At 61.7% G+C, this 21559-nt stretch carries 27 protein-coding genes; 24 read left to right on the plus strand and 3 right to left on the minus strand.

The window, feature by feature from the left end; genetic code table 11:
• Positions 1-3: 3 nt before the first annotated feature.
• The 16 genes from rplX to map all read left to right on the plus strand — a co-directional run bounded on the left by rplX (position 4) and on the right by map (position 12454).
• Positions 4-366 (plus strand): 50S ribosomal protein L24, encoded by a 363-nt coding sequence (gene rplX / locus GVL04_RS17745; RefSeq protein WP_024817586.1) that lies wholly within the window; start codon positions 4-6, stop codon positions 364-366.
• Positions 366-944, plus strand: coding sequence for a 50S ribosomal protein L5 (gene rplE, locus GVL04_RS17750; RefSeq protein WP_011775585.1), 579 nt, complete (start codon positions 366-368; stop codon positions 942-944). Before rplX ends, rplE begins: the two co-directional genes overlap by 1 nt.
• A 78-nt stretch (positions 945-1022) precedes the next feature.
• Positions 1023-1421, plus strand: coding sequence for a 30S ribosomal protein S8 (gene rpsH / locus GVL04_RS17755; protein ID WP_159706972.1), 399 nt, complete (start codon positions 1023-1025; stop codon positions 1419-1421).
• 18 nt (positions 1422-1439) lie between these two features.
• Positions 1440-1976 carry a 50S ribosomal protein L6 gene (gene rplF, locus GVL04_RS17760; protein WP_011775583.1) on the plus strand — a complete coding sequence of 179 codons (537 nt, stop codon included), beginning with the start codon at positions 1440-1442 and terminating at the stop codon, positions 1974-1976.
• 3 nt (positions 1977-1979) lie between these two features.
• Positions 1980-2363, plus strand: a complete 384-nt coding sequence (gene rplR, locus GVL04_RS17765; RefSeq protein ID WP_024817584.1) for a 50S ribosomal protein L18 — start codon at positions 1980-1982, stop codon at positions 2361-2363.
• A gap of 29 nt (positions 2364-2392) precedes the next feature.
• Complete coding sequence (rpsE, locus tag GVL04_RS17770) at positions 2393-3064, plus strand: 30S ribosomal protein S5 (RefSeq protein ID WP_179128297.1); 672 nt, start codon at positions 2393-2395, stop codon at positions 3062-3064.
• A gap of 2 nt (positions 3065-3066) precedes the next feature.
• The gene (rpmD, locus tag GVL04_RS17775) at positions 3067-3273 is read left to right on the plus strand and encodes a 50S ribosomal protein L30 (RefSeq protein ID WP_018776677.1); all 207 of its coding nucleotides are present in this window, start codon (positions 3067-3069) and stop codon (positions 3271-3273) included.
• Positions 3273-3755, plus strand: coding sequence for a 50S ribosomal protein L15 (rplO, locus tag GVL04_RS17780; RefSeq protein ID WP_159706976.1), 483 nt, complete (start codon positions 3273-3275; stop codon positions 3753-3755). The genes rpmD and rplO overlap by 1 nt, the downstream gene beginning before the upstream one ends.
• Positions 3756-3940: 185 nt before the next feature.
• Positions 3941-5251 carry a preprotein translocase subunit SecY gene (secY, locus tag GVL04_RS17785; RefSeq protein WP_159706978.1) on the plus strand — a complete coding sequence of 437 codons (1311 nt, stop codon included), beginning with the start codon at positions 3941-3943 and terminating at the stop codon, positions 5249-5251.
• A gap of 5 nt (positions 5252-5256) precedes the next feature.
• A complete protein-coding gene (locus GVL04_RS17790; RefSeq protein WP_172324492.1) occupies positions 5257-5826 on the plus strand; it encodes an adenylate kinase in 570 nt (189 codons plus the stop codon).
• 111 nt (positions 5827-5937) lie between these two features.
• The gene (locus GVL04_RS17795; RefSeq protein ID WP_159706980.1) at positions 5938-6981 is read left to right on the plus strand and encodes a 3-oxoacyl-ACP synthase III family protein; all 1044 of its coding nucleotides are present in this window, start codon (positions 5938-5940) and stop codon (positions 6979-6981) included.
• An 8-nt stretch (positions 6982-6989) separates the two neighbouring features.
• Entirely contained in the window at positions 6990-7790 is an 801-nt protein-coding gene (locus GVL04_RS17800; protein WP_159706982.1) for a glycosyltransferase family 2 protein, read from the plus strand.
• Positions 7787-8971: a cytochrome P450 gene (locus GVL04_RS17805; RefSeq protein WP_235036337.1), complete on the plus strand. Its 1185-nt coding sequence runs from the start codon at positions 7787-7789 to the stop codon at positions 8969-8971. Before GVL04_RS17800 ends, GVL04_RS17805 begins: the two co-directional genes overlap by 4 nt.
• On the plus strand, positions 8964-10685 hold the full coding sequence (locus GVL04_RS17810) for a class I adenylate-forming enzyme family protein (protein WP_159706986.1): 1722 nt from the start codon (positions 8964-8966) through the stop codon (positions 10683-10685). Before GVL04_RS17805 ends, GVL04_RS17810 begins: the two co-directional genes overlap by 8 nt.
• Positions 10682-11593: an NAD(P)-dependent oxidoreductase gene (locus GVL04_RS17815; protein WP_159706988.1), complete on the plus strand. Its 912-nt coding sequence runs from the start codon at positions 10682-10684 to the stop codon at positions 11591-11593. Before GVL04_RS17810 ends, GVL04_RS17815 begins: the two co-directional genes overlap by 4 nt.
• Before the next feature lie 33 nt (positions 11594-11626).
• Positions 11627-12454 (plus strand): type I methionyl aminopeptidase, encoded by an 828-nt coding sequence (map, locus tag GVL04_RS17820; protein ID WP_159706990.1) that lies wholly within the window; start codon positions 11627-11629, stop codon positions 12452-12454.
• Positions 12455-12511: 57 nt separating this feature from the next.
• Here map and GVL04_RS17825 read toward each other — a convergent pair whose 3' ends face one another.
• The 3 genes from GVL04_RS17825 to GVL04_RS17835 are packed head-to-tail and all read right to left on the minus strand — an operon-like array spanning position 12512 to position 15802.
• Positions 12512-13858: an ABC transporter substrate-binding protein gene (locus GVL04_RS17825; protein ID WP_159706992.1), complete on the minus strand. Its 1347-nt coding sequence runs from the start codon at positions 13856-13858 to the stop codon at positions 12512-12514.
• A gap of 52 nt (positions 13859-13910) precedes the next feature.
• Positions 13911-14819 carry a carbohydrate ABC transporter permease gene (locus GVL04_RS17830; protein ID WP_159706994.1) on the minus strand — a complete coding sequence of 303 codons (909 nt, stop codon included), beginning with the start codon at positions 14817-14819 and terminating at the stop codon, positions 13911-13913.
• Positions 14816-15802: a carbohydrate ABC transporter permease gene (locus tag GVL04_RS17835; RefSeq protein WP_200846890.1), complete on the minus strand. Its 987-nt coding sequence runs from the start codon at positions 15800-15802 to the stop codon at positions 14816-14818. The genes GVL04_RS17830 and GVL04_RS17835 overlap by 4 nt, the downstream gene beginning before the upstream one ends.
• Before the next feature lie 332 nt (positions 15803-16134).
• Here GVL04_RS17835 and GVL04_RS17840 point away from each other — a divergent pair, with 332 nt between their 5' ends.
• The 8 genes from GVL04_RS17840 to GVL04_RS17875 all read left to right on the plus strand — a co-directional run bounded on the left by GVL04_RS17840 (position 16135) and on the right by GVL04_RS17875 (position 21408).
• Entirely contained in the window at positions 16135-17085 is a 951-nt protein-coding gene (locus tag GVL04_RS17840) for a P1 family peptidase (protein ID WP_200846891.1), read from the plus strand.
• 194 nt (positions 17086-17279) lie between these two features.
• On the plus strand, positions 17280-17501 hold the full coding sequence (gene infA, locus GVL04_RS17845; RefSeq protein ID WP_011775571.1) for a translation initiation factor IF-1: 222 nt from the start codon (positions 17280-17282) through the stop codon (positions 17499-17501).
• A 72-nt stretch (positions 17502-17573) separates the two neighbouring features.
• The gene (gene rpmJ / locus GVL04_RS17850; RefSeq protein WP_011775570.1) at positions 17574-17687 is read left to right on the plus strand and encodes a 50S ribosomal protein L36; all 114 of its coding nucleotides are present in this window, start codon (positions 17574-17576) and stop codon (positions 17685-17687) included.
• A gap of 196 nt (positions 17688-17883) precedes the next feature.
• Positions 17884-18261, plus strand: coding sequence for a 30S ribosomal protein S13 (gene rpsM, locus GVL04_RS17855; protein ID WP_011775569.1), 378 nt, complete (start codon positions 17884-17886; stop codon positions 18259-18261).
• 51 nt (positions 18262-18312) lie between these two features.
• On the plus strand, positions 18313-18714 hold the full coding sequence (rpsK, locus tag GVL04_RS17860; RefSeq protein ID WP_014922380.1) for a 30S ribosomal protein S11: 402 nt from the start codon (positions 18313-18315) through the stop codon (positions 18712-18714).
• A 148-nt stretch (positions 18715-18862) separates the two neighbouring features.
• Positions 18863-19873 (plus strand): DNA-directed RNA polymerase subunit alpha, encoded by a 1011-nt coding sequence (locus GVL04_RS17865; protein WP_011775567.1) that lies wholly within the window; start codon positions 18863-18865, stop codon positions 19871-19873.
• Positions 19874-19939: 66 nt separating this feature from the next.
• Positions 19940-20485 (plus strand): 50S ribosomal protein L17, encoded by a 546-nt coding sequence (rplQ, locus tag GVL04_RS17870; RefSeq protein ID WP_159706998.1) that lies wholly within the window; start codon positions 19940-19942, stop codon positions 20483-20485.
• A gap of 32 nt (positions 20486-20517) precedes the next feature.
• On the plus strand, positions 20518-21408 hold the full coding sequence (locus GVL04_RS17875) for a tRNA pseudouridine(38-40) synthase TruA (RefSeq protein ID WP_235036338.1): 891 nt from the start codon (positions 20518-20520) through the stop codon (positions 21406-21408).
• Positions 21409-21559 lie beyond the last annotated feature (151 nt).

Genomic DNA, 21559 nt, shown 5'->3' on the forward strand with positions numbered 1-21559 from the left:
TCCATGGCTAAAAAAATCAAGAAGGGTGACCTCGTTCAGGTCATCACCGGCGCCAAGCAGGAACGTGGCGGCGACCGCGGCAAGCAGGGCAAGGTCCTGCGCGTATTCACCGACACCAACCGTGTGCTGGTAGAGGGAATCAACCGCGTCACCAAGCACAGCAAGGTCGGTCAGTCGCAGCGCGGCACCAAGACCGGTGGCATCGAGGTCGTTGAGGCCCCGATCCACGTATCCAACGTTGCTCTGGTTGACCCGTCCACCAAGAAGCCGACCCGTGTTGGTTTCCGTCTCGACACCGTTGAGAAGGATGGCGCTACCAAGACCGTCCGTATCCGCGTGTCCAAGGCCACCGGGAAGGACATCTAATGACTGAGACTCTCGAGACTCCAGTAAAGATCGTTCCGCGTCTGAAGACGAAGTATGCAGAGACCATCAAGAAGTCCCTGCAGGACGAATTCAGCTACGCGAACGTGAACCAGGTTCCCCGCCTGGTGAAGGTTGTTGTGAACATGGGTGTTGGAGATGCCGCCAAGGACTCCAAGCTGATCGACGGCGCTGTCCGCGACCTCACCCTGATCACCGGCCAGAAGCCGCAGGTAACCAAGGCCCGCAAGTCGATCGCACAGTTCAAACTGCGCGAAGGCATGCCCATCGGTGCACACGCAACTCTGCGTGGAGACCGCATGTGGGAATTCGTGGACCGTTTGGTTTCGCTGGCACTGCCGCGTATCCGCGACTTCCGCGGCCTCAACGGCAAGCAGTTCGACGGCAACGGTAACTACACCTTCGGTCTGACCGAGCAGGTTATGTTCCACGAAATCGACCAGGATTCCATCGACCGCGTCCGCGGTATGGACATCACGGTCGTCACCACCGCCAAGACCGATGACGAAGGCCGCGCGCTGCTCAAGGCGCTTGGTTTCCCGTTCAAGACCGAAAACTAACTACGTGACAGGTCCGTCCGCGCAGGCTCCTAAGAGCAGGCGCAGCGGAAACCGGTACGAGGAAGGGCTATAGCCCAAATGACTATGACAGATCCTGTCGCAGACATGCTCACGCGTCTGCGCAATGCAAACTCGGCATACCACGACACCGTGTCCATGCCGTACAGCAAACTGAAGGCACGCGTTGCTGACATCCTGAAGGCAGAAGGCTACATTGCCAGCTGGAAGGAAGAAGACGCCGAGGTTGGCAAGAAGCTGACCATCGACCTGAAGTTCGGTCCGAACCGCGAGCGTTCCATCGCTGGCGTCCGCCGCATCTCCAAGCCGGGCCTCCGCGTTTACGCGAAGTCCACCAACCTGCCGCACGTGCTGGGTGGCCTGGGTATCGCAATCCTGTCCACCTCTTCCGGCCTCCTGACTGACAAGCAGGCCGGTAAGAAGGGCGTGGGCGGCGAAGTCCTCGCGTACGTCTGGTAACGGGAAAGGAAGAGAATAATGTCACGTATTGGACGTCTCCCCATCACCGTTCCTGCCGGAGTTGAGGTCAAGCTCGATGGCTCCGTCATCAGCGTCAAAGGTGCCAAGGGCGAGCTGAGCCACACTGTGGCCAGCCCGATCGAGGTTACCCAGGAAGAAAACACTCTCACGGTCACCCGCCCGAACGACGAGCGCAACTCGCGTTCGCTGCACGGCCTGACCCGCACCCTGATCGCCAACATGATCCAGGGCGTTACCGAGGGCTACGAGAAGAAGCTTGAAATCGTTGGTACTGGTTACCGCGTTCAGGCCAAGGGTTCTGACCTGGAGTTCGCTCTGGGCTACAGCCACCCGGTTAACGTCTCTGCACCCGAAGGCATCACCTTCGTAGTAGAGGGTCCGACCAAGCTCTCTGTTGCGGGTATCAACAAGCAGCAGGTCGGCGAGGTTGCTGCCAACATTCGCAAGCTGCGCAAGCCTGACCCCTACAAGGGCAAGGGTGTCCGTTACGCCGGCGAAGTCATCCGCCGCAAGGTCGGAAAGGCTGGTAAGTAAACCATGGCCATCGCAATTAACAAGAAGCGTACGAACAAGAGCAAGTCTGCTGCACGCAGCCGTCGCCAGCTTCGTATCCGCAAGCGCATCACTGGTACGGCTGTACGTCCTCGTATGGTCGTCAACCGCTCTGCACGTCACATGTTCGTCCAGGTTGTCGATGACAGCAAGGGTGTAACCGTGGCTTTCGCTTCCACTTTGGAAGCGGACCTTCGTGCATTCGACGGTGACAAGACTGCCAAGGCCAAGCGCGTTGGCGAGCTCGTTGCCGAGCGTGCCAAGGCTGCTGGCGTCGAGGCTGTTGTCTTCGACCGTGGCGGTAACAAGTACCACGGCCGCATCGCCGCCGTCGCTGACGGTGCTCGCGAAGGTGGGCTGGCTCTGTGACCGCTGAAAATAACGAAAAGGACGTTCAGGTGACTGAAGCTGTAGCTGCTGAAGCAACTGAGACCGCACCCGCTACCGATGACCGCCGCGGCGGACGTCGTGGCGAGCGCGGCGATCGTGGCCAGGGCCGCGGCGACCGTGGTGGCCGTGGTGGCCGCGACGGCGGTCGTGAAGCCGAGAAGAGCCAGTTCGTAGAGCGCGTTGTCACCATCAACCGCGTTGCCAAGGTCGTCAAGGGTGGTCGTCGCTTCAGCTTCACCGCTCTCGTCGTCGTCGGTGACGGCAACGGTATGGTCGGCGTCGGCTACGGCAAGGCCAAGGAAGTTCCCGCTGCTATCGCAAAGGGCGTTGAAGAGGCCAAGAAGTCCTTCTTCCGCGTTCCCCGCGTTGGCAACACCATCCCGCACCGTGTGCAGGGTGAGGCTGCTGCAGGCGTTGTCCTGCTGCGTCCGGCTTCCGCCGGTACCGGTGTTATCGCCGGTGGTCCGGTCCGCGCTGTATTGGAGTGCGTGGGTATCCACGACATCCTCTCCAAGTCGCTCGGTTCTTCCAACGCGATCAACATCGTTCACGCGACCGTTGCCGCTCTGAAGCAGCTCGAAGAGCCCGCTTCCGTGGCTGCCCGCCGTGGCCTGCCGCTGGACGAGGTTGCTCCTGCTGCTCTGGTGCGCGCGCTCCAGAACCAGAAGGCAGGTGTTTAGTCATGGCTAAGAACCTGACTCCTTCCGACGCCAAGTTGGAAATCACCCAGATCAAGGGCGTCATTGGCGCCAAGCAGAACCAGATCGCCACCCTTCGGTCCCTCGGCCTGAAGCGCATCGGACACACTGTTGTCCGTACCGCTGATGCTGTGACTGTTGGCATGCTGAACACGGTTCCGCACCTCGTGAATGTAGAGGAGGCGAAGTAATGGCAGAGAACAAGACCGCCGCAGAGACTGCTGAGAAGCAGAACACTCTGAAGGTCCACCACCTGCGTCCCGCTCCGGGTGCCAAGACCGCCAAGACCCGTGTTGGTCGTGGTGAAGGCTCCAAGGGTAAGACCGCTGGTCGCGGTACCAAGGGTACGAAGGCCCGCTACCAGGTAAAGGCTGGCTTTGCCGGCGGCCAGCTGCCGCTGCACATGCGCCTGCCGAAGCTGCGCGGCTTCAAGAACCCGTTCCGGGTTGAGTTCCAGGTTGTAAACCTGGAGAAGCTCAACGAGCTGTTCCCGGAAGGTGGCACTGTCACCGTTGAATCTCTGGTTGAGAAGGGTGCCGTTCGCAAGAACCAGCCCGTCAAGGTGCTGGGCACCGGCGACATCACCGTTAAGGTTGACGTCACGGTCCACGCATTCTCCGCCAGCGCAACGGAGAAGATTGCTGCAGCAGGCGGAAGCACCACTGCTCTCTAAGAGCCAGTGGGGCATATGCCCGTTGTAAAAAGATCCCGGTACGCGGGGCTTCGGCCCTGTGTACCGGGATTTTTTGCGTGATTGTGGACTCTCGATTATTACGACGGCGTCACAAGCAGTTAGACTCGGTTGTTGGGTTTCATTGAGCCCATCCACATCCTTGTACTTTCTACTCAGGAGGACGCTTGCTAAGCGCATTCGGCCGGGCGTTTCGGACGCCTGATTTGCGACGCAAGTTGTTGTTCACGCTGGGAATCATCACAATCTTCCGCTTGGGAGCTTTCATCCCCTCGCCTGGTGTGAACTACCAGAATGTCCAGCAATGTTTGAACAACGGTGACACCTCGCAGGGCATCTACCAGCTGGTGAACTTGTTCAGCGGCGGCGCGTTGCTGCAGGTATCAGTCTTTGCCTTGGGCATCATGCCCTACATCACGGCGAGCATCATCGTTCAGTTGCTTCGGGTGGTCATTCCCCGGTTCCAGCAGCTTTACGAAGAGGGTTCTTCGGGACAGTCAAAGTTGACGCAGTACACCCGTTACCTCACTATCGCCCTGGGCCTGTTGAACGCCACCACTTTGGTGTCGCTTGCCCGGTCCGGCCAGTTGCTTCCGGGCTGCAACCTGCCCATCATTCCTGATGAGAGCATCATCGCCACCATCCTCATCATCATCACGTTGACGGCCGGTACCGGCCTCATCATGTGGATGGGCGAGCTGGTGACGGAAAAGGGTGTGGGCAACGGCATGTCGCTCCTCATCTTCACCTCCATTGCTGCAAGCTTCCCCGGCTCGCTGGGTTCCATTTGGGAAACCAAGGGCCCCGGAACCTTCTTCACTGTGTTGGCCGTCGGCTTGCTGACCGTGGCCTTGGTGGTTTTCGTGGAGCAGTCCCAACGCCGCGTTCCGGTTCAATACGCCAAGCGTATGATCGGGCGCCGCACGGTAGGCGGAACCAGCACCTACATCCCCATCAAGGTGAACATGGCCGGCGTCGTGCCTGTCATCTTCGCGTCCTCCATGCTCTACCTGCCCGGGCTGATTTCACAGTTCAACCAGCCGGCGCCAGGGGAGCAGATGGCCCCATGGGTTGAGTGGATCAACAACAACCTCACCCGTGGCGACCACCCCATCTACATGGCGCTCTACTTCGCCATGATCGTGTTCTTTACGTACTTCTACGTGGCCATCACCTTCAACCCTGAAGAAGTGTCGGACAACATGAAGAAGTACGGCGGGTTCATTCCGGGCATCCGGGCGGGTAAACCGACCGCGGACTACCTGCAGTACGTGCTTTCCAGGATCACCCTGCCTGGAGCCCTTTACCTGGGCTTCGTGGCGTTGATTCCGCTGGTTGCACTCGTCTTGATCAACGCCAACCAGAACTTCCCGTTCGGTGGCACGTCAATCCTGATCATGGTGGGTGTCGGCCTGGAAACCGTCAAGCAGATTGATGCGCAGCTACAACAACGTCACTACGAAGGGCTTTTGCGATGACGAGAATGCTGATCATTGGACCTCCCGGTTCGGGCAAGGGTACGCAGGCTGAGCGGATTTCCGAGCGCCTCGGCGTAGTCGCCATCTCTACCGGCGACATCTTCCGTGCCAACGTCAAGGGCGAAACCCCCTTAGGCATTGAAGCCAAGAAGTACATGGATGCGGGCGACTTCGTTCCGGACAGCGTCACGAACGACATGGTTCGGGACCGCCTGAGCCAGAGCGACGTGGAGAACGGCTTCCTCCTGGATGGCTACCCTCGCACCACGGCGCAGGTTGATTACCTGGACCAGATCCTCGCCGAAGGCCAGCAGGAGCTCGACGTCGTGCTCCAGTTGACTGCCGACGACGAAGAACTGGTAACGCGTCTCCTTGGCCGTGCCAAGGAAACCGGCCGCTCAGACGACAACGAGACCGTGATCCGTCACCGTCTTGACCTCTACCACGAGCAGACCGAAGCGGTTGTGGCCAAATACGCCGAGCGTGGGATCCTCACGCAGGTCGATGGCATTGGCGGTATCGATGAAGTTACCGATCGTGTCCTCACGGCAATTGAGTCGGCCAAGGCCGTCTAGCTTGTTCTCCACATAGCTGGTTCGCCGGCTCTGGAGCCAAGGGGTGTGTCCCGTACCATTGGTGCGGGACGCACCCTTTTTCGTTTCGCGGCAGACTTTTGGGGGAACCGCATGCAAAGAGCTTTGAACGGACACAGCCGGATTGCAGGACTTGAGGTCTACCTGCCGCCCGCGAGACTGGACACTGCCGCCGTCGAGCACCGCATTGCCGAAAGTAGTCCTGGCTTCCGTGTCCCCAAGGGACTCATCGGACGCGTGACGGGTATCCGGTCCCGCAGTGTCATGGCGGATACAGAACAAGCTTCCGACCTTGCTGCCAATGCCGCCGCGAAGGTCCTTGCCGAGTGTGGCCTGCAGGCGCCGGATGTAGACCTGCTGATCTTCGCCTCGGCCAGCCAAGACATGGTGGAGCCCGCCACCGGTCATATGGTTGCGGCGAAGCTGGGCCTCTCGTGCCCCGTGATGGACGTCAAGAATGCTTGCAACAGCCTCCTGAACGGCGTTGAAGTGGCGGACTCGTTGATCGCCACAGGGCGCTATGTCCGCGTGCTGGTGGCCACGGGTGAATCGCCGTCGAGGGCCGTGCGGTGGCGGGTTCAGGACTTCGAGACTTTTGCGTCGAGCTTTCCCGGGTACACCATGAGCGACGGCGGCGCTGCAGTATTGCTGGAGGCGGCAGACCCGCCGAAGTCCGGTGTCGATGAAACGGCAGGAATCCTGTCCATGGCATTCACCGCCCGGAGCAGCCACTGGTCGGTGGGGACTCTCGCGGCCGGGGGCTCCGCGTTTCCACGCGATCCGGAAGCCAGCTACTTCAGCATGGACGGCGAAAAGCTCAAAGACGCCTTCCTGGATCTTGGGTGCGGTGTCCTTGACCAGACCCTGGCCCGGCTTGATCTGACATGGACCGACTTCGCCGTGGTGTGCGTCCACCAAGTCAGTGCTCCCTACCGGGCGATCTTCGCAGCACGTGCGGGAGTCCCGAAAGAGCTGCTGGTCCCTACCGTAGAAGATTTTGGCAATCTGGCGTCGGTCAGTCTGCCGTTGCAACTGAAACTGGCCATGGACAGCGGAAGGTGCGGGCCTGGTGACCTCGTGGCGTTGGTCGGCCTGGCTGGCGGAGTGAGCCTGGGTATGGCGGTGGTGCGGCTGTGACGTTAGGGATGCCAGAGCCCCTGCCCGCGGGTGCACGGTTGGCAAGCAAGGCTCCCACCCGGCCATTGTGTATCGCCGTCCCGATGCTGAATGAGGAGAAGCTGGTCCGTCAGACCCTGGACTCCCTGGCAGCGCAGGAACTAAGTGATTTCACGGTAGTGGTGGTGGACAACGGTTCCAGTGACGGCAGTTGCGCGATCGTGGAGGAGTTTGCCCGAGAACATCCCGGGATGGACATCCGGCTGCGGCACGAAGCGCAGAAGGGCACTGGCGCCGCGGCGGATACGGGCATGCGCTTCGGGGTGGAGCACGGCGCGCAATGGTTGGCGCGTACCGACTCCGATTGCCTGGCTGCACCGGATTGGACTGCCAAAATCATGGCGGCATTTGGTGACGGACTGGAACTGATCGCCGGGCAGCTCAATCCCCGGCTGGATGAGGGGATTACGGCCGGAGAGCGGCGGATGATGTTGCTTGCCGTGGAAGTTGCCTCATTCTTCGGCCGTATTCGTCCCGGCAACAAGGGCGAGGGCTATCTGGGCCCGTACCAGATGCTCCCGGGATGCAACATGGCCATTACCGCGGACATGTACCGCCGCTCCGGTGGGTTCCCCCGCTCAAGGATTGAAGACCTCCATGAGGACCGTGCACTGTCCAACCAGGTGCGAAAACTGACGCGGAGCTACGCCCTGCGGCGCGAGGTTGTGGTGTTCGGTTCCTCCCGCCGCGTCAAGGCCTGGGGGTTAAAGAACACCTTGGCATGGTACGCGGACCATCGATACCGCCCCGAGCACGTGGACATCCGGTGACCAGGGACGCGACCGCGGCTGAGCGATGGGAGCGTCGCATCCACTTGGGCGCCCATCCGGTGCTTTACCCCATCATTCGAGGCCTTGGCGGTGTCCGCCCAGTGATCCGGTTGCCCGGGCTCGGGGTGCTGGTCAGCGAAGCCGGTTTGGTACGCGAGGTACTCATGGACCAGCGGAGATTTGTTAAGAACGGTCCTTCGGGTTCGGGTGCCCTCTGGACCCCAGTGGTGGGGACAAAGGCGTTGGTCAACATGGACGGCGATGAGCACAGGGAGTTGCGGCAGCGGCTTGGCGACCTGTTCACTCCGCGATCAGTAACAGGGATCGTGGAACCGGCCGCGTCCGCCCTCGACTCACGAATCACCCATGAATTGGATGCCGGGCGTGCTGTGGACTTGGTGGACTGCGTCAAGGGACTGGCCGGAGGAGTGATCTCCCGGCTGCTGGGGGTTCCTGAGCATGCACCGGGAAGGCTTCCCGACAAGGAGCTTTTCAATCTTGCTTCCTCCATCTCTTCGCTTGTGCGTCTGGGGCGTCCCACACTGACTGTGCGCCAGATCGCGAAGGGGCGCTCCGCCGTCGGGATCCTGTCCGGGCCGGCAAGGACGGCCTACCGCGAAAGTGACCCCGGAACGTTTCCCGGCAGGCTCCGGGAACTGGGAATGTCCGAAGACGAAGCGATGGGGATTATCAGCGCGTTCGTGATGGTGGGCACTGAAACGTTGGTCTCGTTCGTTCCGCGCCTTGTCGCGTTGCTTGCCGACAGTGGGCACATTGAGGAGCTGGCCAAGGACCGCTCAACCGTTCCTGCTGCGATCAATGAGGCCCTCCGCTTTACTGTGCCATCGCCCATGATGCTGAGGGATGCAGTGGAAGCGGGAACCATCGGCAGGATAGCCGTCCGGGCTGGAGACCGTGTGCTGTTGTCCACCGTCCATGCAGCCAAAAGTATCGGCGGGTTCGACCCCGGCCAGGCCATGCCTTCGCAGGCACGCCAGCTGTGGTTCGGGGCTGGACCGCACTTCTGTATTGGCATGCCGCTGGCGATGGCGGAGATCAATGCGACGCTCGAGCTACTGCTGAACAGGTATCTCCAGCAACCTTGGGCCATATCGGCGCGTCGTGTCAGCAGGGGCGTGCTAATTCCGGCCTACAGGAAATTGGAGCTGGCCAATGTTTGATCACCCTACGGAACAAAGTGCGTTCACAACGGACTTGATCGCGGCCGTTTATGCAGTGGCGGAGCGGGTTCCAGACAACCCTGCCATCACAGCGCCGGGCAAAGCCCGCCGGTTAAGAGGCCGCGGCGGCAGCGAGGCGGTAAAGCCTGGGCGGACCATCACCTACCGCGGGCTGGTGGAAGGGATAGAAGCCACCGCGCTGGGCCTCCAGGAAGCCGGGTTCGGTCCCGGTGAGCGCATGCTGTTCTCTGTCCGGCCCAGTCCGGCTGCCTTCATACTTGCTCTGGGGGCCGTCCGCGCGGGCGGTTCGGTGGTGTTCATCGATCCGGGAATCGGACCTTCGCTCTTTCGGGACCGGACTGAGCTTGCGTCACCACGGTGGGCAGCATCCGAGTCGCTCCTGTACGCGCTGAGCACCAAGAGCCCGTTGAGGCCCCTCGCACGCAGGCGGGGATTATTGCTCCCGGACTACGGGGCCATGGACGTCCGCCACTACTACTCGGGACCGTGGCTCCCTGGCGTCCCCAGGGGAGCGAGGCCGGTGAAGGCATTGGCCGAGGAGTCCACCGGAGGAGAGCTTTGCGCACATCAAGAGAATGCGGCAGGGCAGGAAGCCGTCATCATCTTCACGTCGGGTACTACGGGCGCGCCCAAGGGCGTAGTCCACACCCGGGGATCCCTTGCCGCCGGCTTTGAACAATTGACCCGGCGCTGCACGTTCGGCGAAGGGGACAGAGTCCACTCGGAGCAACTCATGATGGGCCTGCCGGCCCTCATTGCCGGTGCACACTGGACCATGCCCTCGTATGGTCTCTCCGCCCACATTGATCCGCTTCGGCTGGCAAGCGAGCTGGGGCCAGTCGCCGGCAAGCAGGCATCGTACGACGGCGCCACTCACCTTTTCCTGGTGCCGTCGCAGTTGGCGCCGATCCTGGACGCGGTGGAAGACGGTACCGTCAGGTTGCCGCGCACCCTGAGGACAGTCATGCTTGGCGCCGCGCCGGTCCTGGCACCCTTCCTGAAGCGGGCCATGCACCTGTTCCCTGATATCGACTTCAAGCTGATTTACGGGATGACGGAAGTGCTGCCAGTCGCCATTGCCGATGGCCGGGAGAAGCTGGCTTTCGCCTCCGGGGCCGAGGCCGAAGTGACCGCGCCGGACGGCAGCGGCCAAGGCGACTTCCTGGGGGAGCCGCTGCCCGGCGTCGAAATCCGGGTTGCGGAAGACCACGAACTCATGGTCCGAGGTCCCAACATGTGCCACTGCTATCTGGGCGAAGATCCGATGGTTGAACACGCTACCGGAGACATGGTGCGATTGGATCACCGTGATGGAGCGGCGGCGAGGCTGGTGATGATTGGCCGCAAAAAGGACATGATCATCCGGGGCAAAACGAATATTTACCCCGCGCTGTATGAACCTGTCATCACAGGAGTATCCGGAGTCAGGCAAGCCGTGCTGGTGGGCGTCCCGGACGGGGTCGGAGACGAAGCAGTCTGGTTGGCGGTGGTGGCCGATGCAGGTGCCTCTGCCGCGGCCGTGAAGTCCCGGCTTGCCAGGGAACTCCCCAGGCTTATTGATGAGTCTGCACTGCCGGACCGCATTGAAGTCCTCGATGCCATACCGTCAAATGGCCGCCACAGGAAGCCGGACCGCGCTGCGCTGCGGCAGGAGTTCACTTCCCGCCCACTACTGAAACGGGCGGCGAGATGAGGATCGCGGTCACCGGTGCCACCGGATTCATCGGGGGAGCCGTGGCCAGGGCCGCTGAGGCCAAGGGCTGGGAAGTGGTCCGTTTCGCGAGGCACGCAGCACAAGGGCTGACCTACTGGGACCTGACCGGGCTCCCGCCGACGCCGGTTCCCGGCGTTGACGCGATCGTCCACGCTGCAGCACATGTTGCCGATTGGGGAGACGCCGCCCTCTTCCACCGGGCCAACGTCCTGGGCACACGGGCCGTTGCCGAGGCCTACGCAGGAACCCGTTTGGTTCATATCTCAAGTTCCAGCGTCTATCCGTGGTGGGAGTCATGCGTCAACAGGGGCGAGGACGAGGTTGCCACGCGCCACCTGAATGCTTACGGACACAGCAAGGCGCTCGCCGACGTCGAAGCCCGGAAACATGGCAACGCCGTGGCACTTCGCCCCCACGGGGTCTATGGTCCAGGGGATCGGACACTGTTGCCACGCTTGATCGGCAATGTTCGGCATGGCCGGTTGCTGAGCGTGGGACACCCTCATGTGAAGCACCAATTGACTCACGTGGACAACCTGACGCGGGCCGTGCTGGCCGCCTGCCGGTCAGGGGTGCGGGGCGCCGTAAACGTCGGGGACGCCGAGCCTGTCGAACTCGGCGGAGTACTTCGCCAGGTTCTCGACCTGTCCGGTCATTCAGGTGTTCCGATTACCTACCTTCCCGAACCTGCAGCCATGGCTTTGGCGGGCGTTGCGGAAGCCCTTTCCGCAGCCACGGGACGGCCGCCGAGGCTGACGCGCTATGCCGTAAGCCAGCTCGGGCGGCAGAGAACCTACAGCTTGGAACGCCTCCGCCACGAGTTGGGAATCGAGCCAATTTCGACCACAGTCACGGATGCGGGAAAATGGTTCAAGCACGGGACCTGATCGGTCCCAACAGCAAACTTTCCAGAGGAGAACATGGCGTTCGGTCAGCCCCGCATTGAATACAAGACCAACGAGCAGATGCGCAAGATGCAGGAGGCCGGGCTTGTCCTGAGCCGTGCACTCGACGCTGCCGTTGCGGCGGCCAAGCCGGGCGTCACCACCAAGGACCTGGACGATGTCTTCGCCGCTGTCCTGAATGATGCAGGCGCCAAGTCGAACTTCCTGGGCTATCACGGCTTTCCGGCAACCATTTGCACCTCGGTCAACGAAGAAGTGGTCCACGGGATCCCCGGGGGTAAGGTCCTCAACGATGGCGACATCATTTCCATTGACGGCGGCTGCATCGTCGACGGTTGGCATTCAGACTCCGCCCGGACCGTCATCGTCGGCACGGCCGATCCCGAAGACCAGCGCCTCTCCGATGTGACTGAGGCTGCCATGTGGCGCGGAATCGCAGCGTTGGCAAAGGGAAAGTTCGTCGGAGACATCGGCAACGCGATCGATGACTACGTGTCCTCCGTCCAGGGCAAGCCGTTGGGCATCCTGGAAGACTACGTGGGCCACGGTATTGGCTCCGAAATGCACATGGCACCGGACGTCCTGAACTACCGGACCGGCCACCGTGGTCCCAAGATCCGTCCGGGACTGTGCCTTGCCATCGAACCCATGCTGGTACGTGGCGGCATCGAGACAGCGACACTCGACGACGACTGGACTGTGGTCACCACCGACGGCAAGCGCTCCTGCCAGTGGGAACACTCGGTAGCCGTGCACGAGAAGGGCATCTGGGTCCTGTCCGCCCCGGATGGAGGCGCCGAGCAGTTGGCGCCCCTCGGCGTCGTGCCTGTCCCCATCCCGTAACAGCTGTGTGAGAAGAGCCGGGCTGCTGAAGCGGCCCGGCTCTTCTCATGGTCTGGGTCAGGCCTTCAGCTTCGGCTTCACGTCCTTGGTGTAGATGCCCTCGAGGGTCTTTTTCAACTCGGTCATGGTTGCTTGGACGTCGCCCTGTTGCGTGAGGATCTTGGCTGCGGCCTTGGCCATTTCCTGGTCTGCGCCGGGCAGGAACACGCGTGCGTTGTCCTGGACCTTGGTGGCCGCGAGCTGGTCCATGGCGGTCTTGATCTGCGGTGTGGCGGCGAGAACAGCCGACATGTCGGCAGACAGCCGTGTTGGCATGTATCCGGTTGCGGCGGAGAAAGCTGCCGTGTTCTCCGGCTCCGTCATGAACTTCAGGAACGTGGCCGCTGCCAGCTGTTCCTCCTTGGTGATGCCGCTGGGGATGCCGAGGCCGGCGCCGCCGGTGGGGCAGACTCCGCTGGGCGCCTCCGGACCGCCCGGAAGGAAGCCAACGCCCACATTGAACTTGGCCGCCTTCAGGACACCGAGCAGCGAGCCGGTTGAGGAGATGGTGGACGAGGTGATGCCGGCGGCAAAGTCATCCGCTGCTTCCTTTGAGGAAACACCTGCCCAGGCGTCCTTGTAGATGGAATCCTGTGCCCATTGGAGTGCCGCAACGGACTCTTTGGAATCGCACGTGATGTCCCAGTTCTTGGACCAGCTGCCGCCCCAGCCCCACAGGTTGTTCTGCAGGGTCCAGCCCGCGTAGCCAGCGAGCGCAGGGTAGATGTACGCGTACTGGGCGCCGGAGGTGGCCTTGAGCTTCGGGGCCCAGTCGGCGAATTCCTGCCAGGTTGCCGGTGCACGATCCGGGAGGCCTGCTGCCTTGAAGTGGTCCTTGTTGTAGTAGAAGAGCGGCGTGGAGCGGCCATAGGGGAGTGCCCATTGCTTCTCGTCGTACTTGTAGTCGTCCACCAGAGACTTCTGGAAATCGTCGATCTTGATGTCCAACTGCTTTACCAGACCATCAATGGGGATGATGCTGCCGTTGGAGAAGTAGCGGAACCACCACACGTCCGACAGGACCACCAGTCCCGGCAGGCCGGTCTTGGCTGCCTGGGATGTCTGGAACTTCTGGGCAATTTCCTCGTAGTTGGCGCCGGCCGTGACGAGGTTGACCTTGATGTCCGGGAACTTGGCGTGGAACTTCTCAATGATCGCCTTCTCAACGTCCTGGGACTTGCCCGGGTGGTTGGTCCAGAAATCGATGGACGCAGCGGGTTTCACGCCGGTGAAGTCGATGGTTGCAGTGTCGACGGCATCTGCCGTGCCCGCCGTCGAAGGCCCGCCGCAAGCGGCCAGGGCCGCTGCTCCGGCTCCAAGGCCTGCCAGCCCCAGGAAATGGCGGCGGTCAAGGTTGGTACGCATGGTGCTTCCTCTCAATAAGTTACTTCGATGCGAATAGTGCGGGTGGAGAAAATCAGCCGGTGACGCTGCCCTGGGTCAGCCCGGCAACGATGTAACGCTGGAGTGCGGCGAACACCAGGAGGATGGGGACGATCACCAGAACGGCTCCGGCCATGAGGATTCCCCACCCTGCACCGTTGCCTTCCGAGTTCTGCAGCAACGTCAGGCCCACGGGGAGCGTCATGGTTTCAGGGCGGTCAGTGATGATGAGCGGCCAAATGTAGTCGTTCCACTCGCTGACCACAGTCACCAAAGCCACCGTGGCAATCGACGGAACCGACACCGGCACGATGATCTGCCACAGGCGCCGCCAATGGCCGGCGCCATCGATTTCGGCCGCTTCAAGGATGGACGGCGGCAGGGTAAGGAAGTGCTGCCGCAGCAGGAAGGTACCAAACGCCGTGCCGAGGCCTGGGAGGATGATGCCCCACAACGTGTTTTTCCCGCCCAAGCCCGCGATGAGGATGTAGTTGGGAAGGATGGAAACCTGTGCCGGCACCATGAGCGCTACCAGGATCAGCACGAAGATCACGTTCTTGAACGGGAAGCGTACGAACACCAACGCGTATGCCGTCAGGATGGCCAGGACGACCTTGATGGACGAACCCACCACAGTGACGATCAGGCTGTTGGCAAAGAACTGCGCGAACGGGACCGTGGTCATCGCTGTGACGTAGTTCTGTAGGTTCAGCGACTCGGGCAGGATCCTCAGATCCATGGTGACGATCTCGCCCGGCTGCTTGAAGGAACTCAGCAACATCCAGAGCAGGGGCAGGAACACCACCAGCGTGGCGATGATCAACGGGACGTAGCCAGCGGCCACGGTCTGGAGCAGGTTGGCGCTGGAGAAAGGGCGCGGAGGCTCTTGCTGTTCGCTCTCCTGCGAAGAAACCACGACGGCGGCTGGTGCCGGTGCGCTCATGAGTAGTGGACCTTTCGCTCAACGAACCGCAGTTGGAGAACCGTAATGATCAGCAGGATGGCGAAAAGGATTACCGAGATCGCAGCTGAGTAGCCTGCCCGGTTATAGGCGCCGAAGGCTTGAAGATACGCTTCGTAAATCAGCGTGCTGGTGCCATTGCCCAGCGGAGTCATGATCCGGATGAGGTCGAAGGCCTGCAGGGAACTGAGCATGGTGGTGATCAACAGGAAGAACGTAGTGGGGGATAGCAGCGGCAAGGAGATGTTGAAGAACCTCCGTGTGCTGTTTGCCCCATCCAGTGCCGCAGCCTCCATGACGTCGCGCGGAAGGGACTGCAGGCCGGCCAAGTAAACCACCGCGCAATAGCCGAGGTTCTTCCAGATGTACACAATGATCACCATCACCAAGGAGAGTTGTGGATCGTTGATCCACTGCGGGCTCTGCTGGCCCAACCCACGCAGGATCCAGGCAAGGACTCCGTAGCCGGGATCGAAAATGAAGAGCCACACGAGGCCGACTCCCACTCCCGAAAGCACATACGGCGCGAACACCGCAGACCTCGCGAACGTGGTGCCACGAACCTTGGAGTTCAGCGCCAGGGCAACCAGCAAGCCGAGCACCATGGAACCGCCAACGGTCACCAGCGTGAAGATGGCAGTGGTCCCCAGGACCTTGGCGGCATCCTCGCTGGTGAAGAAAGTGATGTAGTTCTGCAGCCCCACCACCGTGGCCGAAGCGGAACCGAGGGTCCAATCCAACGTGGAGTAGTAGATGTTGTTGATCAATGGCCAATAGGTGAAGGTGCCGATCAACACGAGGTTCGGCAGGGCCATGGCCAGGAAGACCAGGAAGTCCTTGCGGCTGCGGCCGGACCAGCGCCGTCTTTCCGGAGTTGGTTGTTCTGCCGCAACCGGCGGGACCGGCGGCGGGGCGTCCGGCCTGCCGGCCGGGGCGGTGCTGCTGTGAATCTGTCGGGTAGTCATGGGTCACTTACGTTTTCGGGCGAACGTGGGTTGCCAGCTCCCTGACCGGGGCGGCGAAGACAGGCTTAGCTCACCACACCGAATGTCTCTGCCAGGGCCAAAACGGTGCCCCGTAGCGATAGTTGGCTTACACTTCCCAACCCGTTTACTCGGCGTTACTCGCTTGTTCGTATTTGAGGCTCGGCTCCCACTTTGCCTCGGTCTGCGCACCGGCGGGCCTGCCGGCACGCCGCGACCCTCGGCGCGCTCGGTCGTGCCTCCCTTAGACGCGCGCTGCCGGGTCCCGGCGCACCTCCAGTTCGTTCGGCTCCCGGCGGGTGGAGAATGGAGCCATGAATTCGATCACCGATGTTGCCGGCATACGGGTTGGGCATGTGCAGAGGGTAGGGGAGGGGTGGCTTTCCGGGGTGACTGTCGTCCTTCCTCCGGTGGGGACCGTGGGGTCTGTGGATGTGCGCGGGGGAGGCCCAGGGACGCATGAGACCGACGCACTGGATCCGACCACCCTGGTATCAACCGTGGATGCCGTGGTGCTGACCGGGGGCAGCGCCTTTGGGCTGGCATCGGCAGGGGGTGCCCAACTGTGGTGTGAGGAGCAGGGCAGGGGGTTCGCTGTTCCGGGGACCGTGGTGCCGATTGTTCCCGCTGCGGCCATCTTCGACCTCGGGCGGGGTGGCGACGTCAAAGCTCGGCCCGGCGCCGACATGGGTTACCAAGCAGCCGCCGCAGCGTTCGCCTCAGGCGACCATGCCGCCGTCGAGCGTGGAAACGTCGGGGCCGGCGCTGGTGCTGTCATCGCGCGCGGGCAGTACAAAGGCGGTATCGGTACCTCGTCGATCACTCTCGACGGCGGCGTGATCGTCGGTGCGCTTGCGGTAGTGAACGCGCTGGGGGCGCCGGTGTTTGGCCAGGTAGAACCAACATCCTCTGCGCGCTCGGTCGTTCCAGCCCAGGGGCTCAATACAACGCTTGTGGTGATTGCGACGAATGCCGTGCTTGACGTGGCTGAGTGCAAGCGGACAGCTTCTGCCGGGCATGCCGGATTGGCCCGGGCTTTGGACCCGTCCCATACTTTGGCCGACGGCGATACGGTGTTCGCCTTGGCGACTGGCGCCGTCGTGCTTGACCGCAGTACTGAACAGGCGCGGCAAGTATCCCTGATTACGCTGCAAAGTGCCGCGGCGGAAGCGGTGCGGCTCGCGATACTCGACGGCGTCCGGGCTGCGGAAAGTGTCTCGACGGCGGCAGGTGAATTCCCGGCTTTCGGGCCTGCAGGGGAGTGACGGCGGGGGACCCTTGCGCTACCATGGACGGATTTAACTTTCCGGCCTCATTGGCGTAGAGTTATTTGTTGGTTGTCTGTGCAGCCACGCCCTTTTTAGTGTCGTGGTTCAAGAGAGCCAAGCAAACAAAAAACGTCCGCTGGATCTTCGGTGCCTAACTGAAGGACGGTGGCAAACAACAGTTAGCGGAGGATATGGCCAAGAAGGACGGGGTCATTGAGATCGAGGGCGTTGTGACTGAGGCGCTGCCCAATGCGATGTTTCGCGTTGAGCTCACCAACAAGCACGTCGTTCTCGCACACATCTCTGGGAAGATGCGACAGCACTACATTCGAATCCTCCCCGAGGACCGGGTAGTGGTTGAGCTGAGCCCATACGACCTCACACGTGGTCGTATCGTCTACCGCTACAAGTAAATTGCTGGGCGGCAAGGCAATAGTGCCTAAGCCGCTCCAGCAGATCAACTGCAAAACACGCAAAGGAACGCCATGAAGGTCAAGCCGAGCGTCAAGCAGATCTGCGACAAGTGCAAAGTGATCCGCCGTAACGGCCGGGTCATGGTGATCTGCGAGAACCCGCGCCACAAGCAGCGCCAGGGCTAATTCCCCTTTCGGGAATCAGCGCCCGCAAGGGCAAACCTGGGCTGCTAGCCCACGCAAGTAAATAAAGGCAGCACAAGCTGTGCCAGGACTGCACTACAGAGCCTGGTCAGCGAACCCCCGGTCGGAGGCTGGGGCCACACTGAACGTGTGGGTGTACTGCCTACGACCTCCGGTTTATTCAAGGAGTACTGCCACTATGGCTCGTCTCGCTGGCGTAGACATTCCCCGCGAAAAGCGGTTGGAAATTGCGCTTACTTACATCTACGGCGTGGGCAAGACCCGTGCACACGAAACCCTGGCTGCCACCGGCATCAGCGCTGACGTTCGCGTCAAGGACCTGACTGACGCCGAGCTGGTCCAGCTGCGTGACTACATTGAAGGCAACTACAAGGTTGAGGGTGACCTTCGCCGCGAGGTAGCCGCCGACATCCGCCGCAAGGTAGAAATCGGCAGCTACGAAGGCCTGCGCCACCGCAAGGGCCTGCCCGTACGCGGACAGCGTACGAAGACCAACGCTCGTACCCGCAAGGGCCCGAAGCGCACCGTCGCCGGCAAGAAGAAGGCCGGACGTTAATCCCTCGGGATTGATCCGGTTTTCCCCCGATAACTTTCTGTAGGAGAAACAATGCCCCCGAAGACTCGTGGAGCGGTTCGTAAGCCGCGTCGCAAGGATAAGAAGAATATTGCGCTTGGCCAGGCGCACATCAAGAGCACCTTTAACAACACCATCGTGTCCATCACGGACCCGAACGGTGCTGTAATCTCATGGGCTTCCGCCGGTGAGGTTGGCTTCAAGGGCTCCCGTAAGTCCACCCCGTTCGCTGCCCAGATGGCTGCCGAAGCTGCTGCAAAGCGCGCTCAGGAGCACGGTCTGCGCAAGGTTGACGTATTCGTCAAGGGCCCGGGATCCGGACGCGAAACCGCAATCCGTTCGCTTCAGGCCGCTGGCCTCGAGGTTGGCTCCATCCAGGACGTCACCCCCAGCGCCCACAACGGTTGCCGCCCGCCGAAGCGCCGCCGCGTCTAATTAGGTCTTCCCTGCCTGACCGGCCGGGCCTGCTGTGGATGGTTCTGCCCTCCATAAGCATGGCCCGGCTGGTCAGGCTGGAAACCGAAGCCGATTTCCACCACCTGTGTTGCGTCATATAGCGGATGCTCGCCGAAAGGAAACCTAAGTGCTCATTGCACAGCGCCCCACCCTGTCTGAAGAAGTTGTATCCGAGAACCGCTCCCGTTTCATCATTGAACCGCTGGAGCCGGGCTTCGGTTACACCCTCGGAAACTCCCTCCGCCGTACCCTGCTCTCCTCCATCCCCGGTGCCGCTGTAACCAGCATCCGGATCGATGGCGTGCTGCACGAGTTCACCACGGTTCCGGGTGTCAAGGAAGATGTCACCGAGATCATCCTGAACATCAAGAACCTTTCGGTTTCCTCCGAGCACGATGAGCCGGTTGTTGCGTACCTGCGCAAGCAGGGCCCCGGAGTCGTCACCGCCGCGGACATCGCTCCGCCGGCCGGCGTCGAATTCCACAACCCGGATCTGCACATTGCCACTCTGAACTCGAAGGGCAAGTTCGAACTCGAACTGACCATCGAGCGCGGCCGTGGCTACGTTTCGGCAGCTCAGAACAAGTCCGGCGACTCCGAGATCGGCCGTATTCCGGTTGACTCGATCTACTCGCCGGTCATGAAGGTAACTTTCCGCGTGGAAGCTACCCGTGTTGAGCAGCGCACCGACTTCGACAAGCTCATTGTCGACGTCGAGACCAAGCAGGCAATCGCTCCGCGCGACGCTGTTGCTTCCGCAGGCACCACCTTGGTGGAACTGTTCGGTCTGGCTCGTGAGCTGAACACCGCAGCTGAAGGTATCGAGATTGGCCCGTCGCCGACGGACGCTGCCCTGGCAGCTGACATGGCTCTGCCGATCGAGGATCTGGACCTCACCGTCCGTTCCTACAACTGCCTCAAGCGTGAGGGCATCCACACCGTGGGTGAACTCGTTGCCCGCTCCGAGGCTGACCTGATGGACATTCGTAACTTCGGTGCGAAGTCCATTGACGAGGTCAAGGCAAAGCTCGTGGAACTGGGTCTGTCCCTCAAGGACTCCCCTCCCGGTTTCGATCTCGCAGCCCGCGCCGCAGCCATCGAAGAGGACGACGCCGCGTTCAGCGACGACGAGCTCTAAACAGCAGATCTTGGCCGCCGGGTCCAGCAATGGACCTGACCGGCTTACATAACAGGAGAAATAACTATGCCTACCCCCACTAAGGGTCCGCGCCTCGGAGGCGGCCCGGCTCACGAGCGCCTGATGCTCGCGAACCTGGCAGCTGCTCTGTTTGAGCACAAGCGCATCACCACCACGGTCACCAAGGCCAAGCGCCTCAAGCCGTACGCAGAGCGTCTGGTCACCTTCGCCAAGCGTGGCGACCTCGCTTCCCGCCGCCGCGTTCTCGGCCTGATCAGCGACAAGGGCGTTGTCCACGAGCTGTTCACCGACATCGCCGGCGCCGTTGCCAACCGCGATGGTGGCTACACCCGCATCACCAAGATCGGCAACCGCAAGGGCGACAACGCTCCCATGGCTGTCATCGAGCTCGTTCTCGAGCCGGTTTCCGCAAAGCAGGCCGTTGTTGCTGAAGCAACTGCTGCCGCTGCCAAGGCCGCTCCGGCTGCCGAGGAAGAGGTCGTTGAGACCGAAGCTGCTGAAACCGAAGAGGCTCCGGCCGCTGAGGCAGAAGCTACTGAAGCTGAAGCTGCTGAAACCGAAGAGGCTCCGGCCGCTGAGGACAAGAAGTAATTCACTGAATTCTTCACAGTAGACTTAAGTCTATGAACGAACGAAAACCCGCTGCCCCCGTTATGGGGGGCGGCGGGTTTTTGCGTGTCCGGCTTGATCTTTCGTACGACGGCGGCCCGTTCAGCGGGTGGGCTCTGCAGCCTGGCCTCCGAACCGTCCAGGGTTCATTGGAAGAAGCGCTGGCTCTCCTGTTGCAACGGCCGGTCCGCGTGACGGTTGCCGGCCGAACTGATGCCGGCGTCCACGCCCGCGGGCAGGTAGTTCACCTGGACCTGACGGAAGCTGAGTGGCTCTCACTGCCGCGCGGGCACGAACTCGACCCCGCCGTCGCGTTCTTGCGGCGTCTCCGTGGCGCTTTGAGCCGGATACTCGGTGACCTCACCGGGTCGGTGGAAGTGCACGACGCCGGTCTGGCGCCGGAAGGATTCGACGCCCGCTTTTCAGCGTTGTGGCGCAGGTACAGTTACCGGATTGCCGACGGCCCGGAACGGTGGGATCCCGTTCTGCGGGGAATCACTTTGTGGCACAAGGCGGACCTGGATGTTGCGCTGATGAACGAGGGCGCTTCTTCCCTGCTGGGTCTCCAGGACTTCCGTTCCTACTGCAAGCCCCGGGAAGGGGCCACCACCATTCGGGAGCTGCAGAAGTTTTCCTTTGAACGGGGCAGTGACGGTGTCATCGTTACCACCGTGCAGGCTGATGCTTTCTGCCACAACATGGTGCGTTCTTTGGTGGGGTCTACGGTGCGTGTGGGGGAGGGCCTGGAGTCTCCGGGCTGGCTGCACTCGCGCCTCCTGGAGCGGAAGCGAGATGCCAAATCCGTGCTCGCTGCACCGCACCCGTTGGTGTTGGAGGAAGTCGCGTATCCGTTGGATGCCGAGCTGCTGGCGCGGGCTGAGCTGACGCGGGCGAGGCGGGAGTAGCATCTTCGGGCCTGGCCGGAGTGTTCAGCAGCTCAGGTTGCCTTTGAGGACTTTGCCCGTCCAGGTGTTGGAGGTGCCGGGGACCTTGTAGTAGCCGCGGATTTCGTAGCTCCAGGTGCCGATGACTTCGTAGCCTGAGGTGTAGCTTTTG

This window comes from Arthrobacter sp. 18067 (assembly GCF_902706295.1).
In the GTDB taxonomy this organism is placed as follows: Bacteria; Actinomycetota; Actinomycetes; order Actinomycetales; family Micrococcaceae; genus Arthrobacter.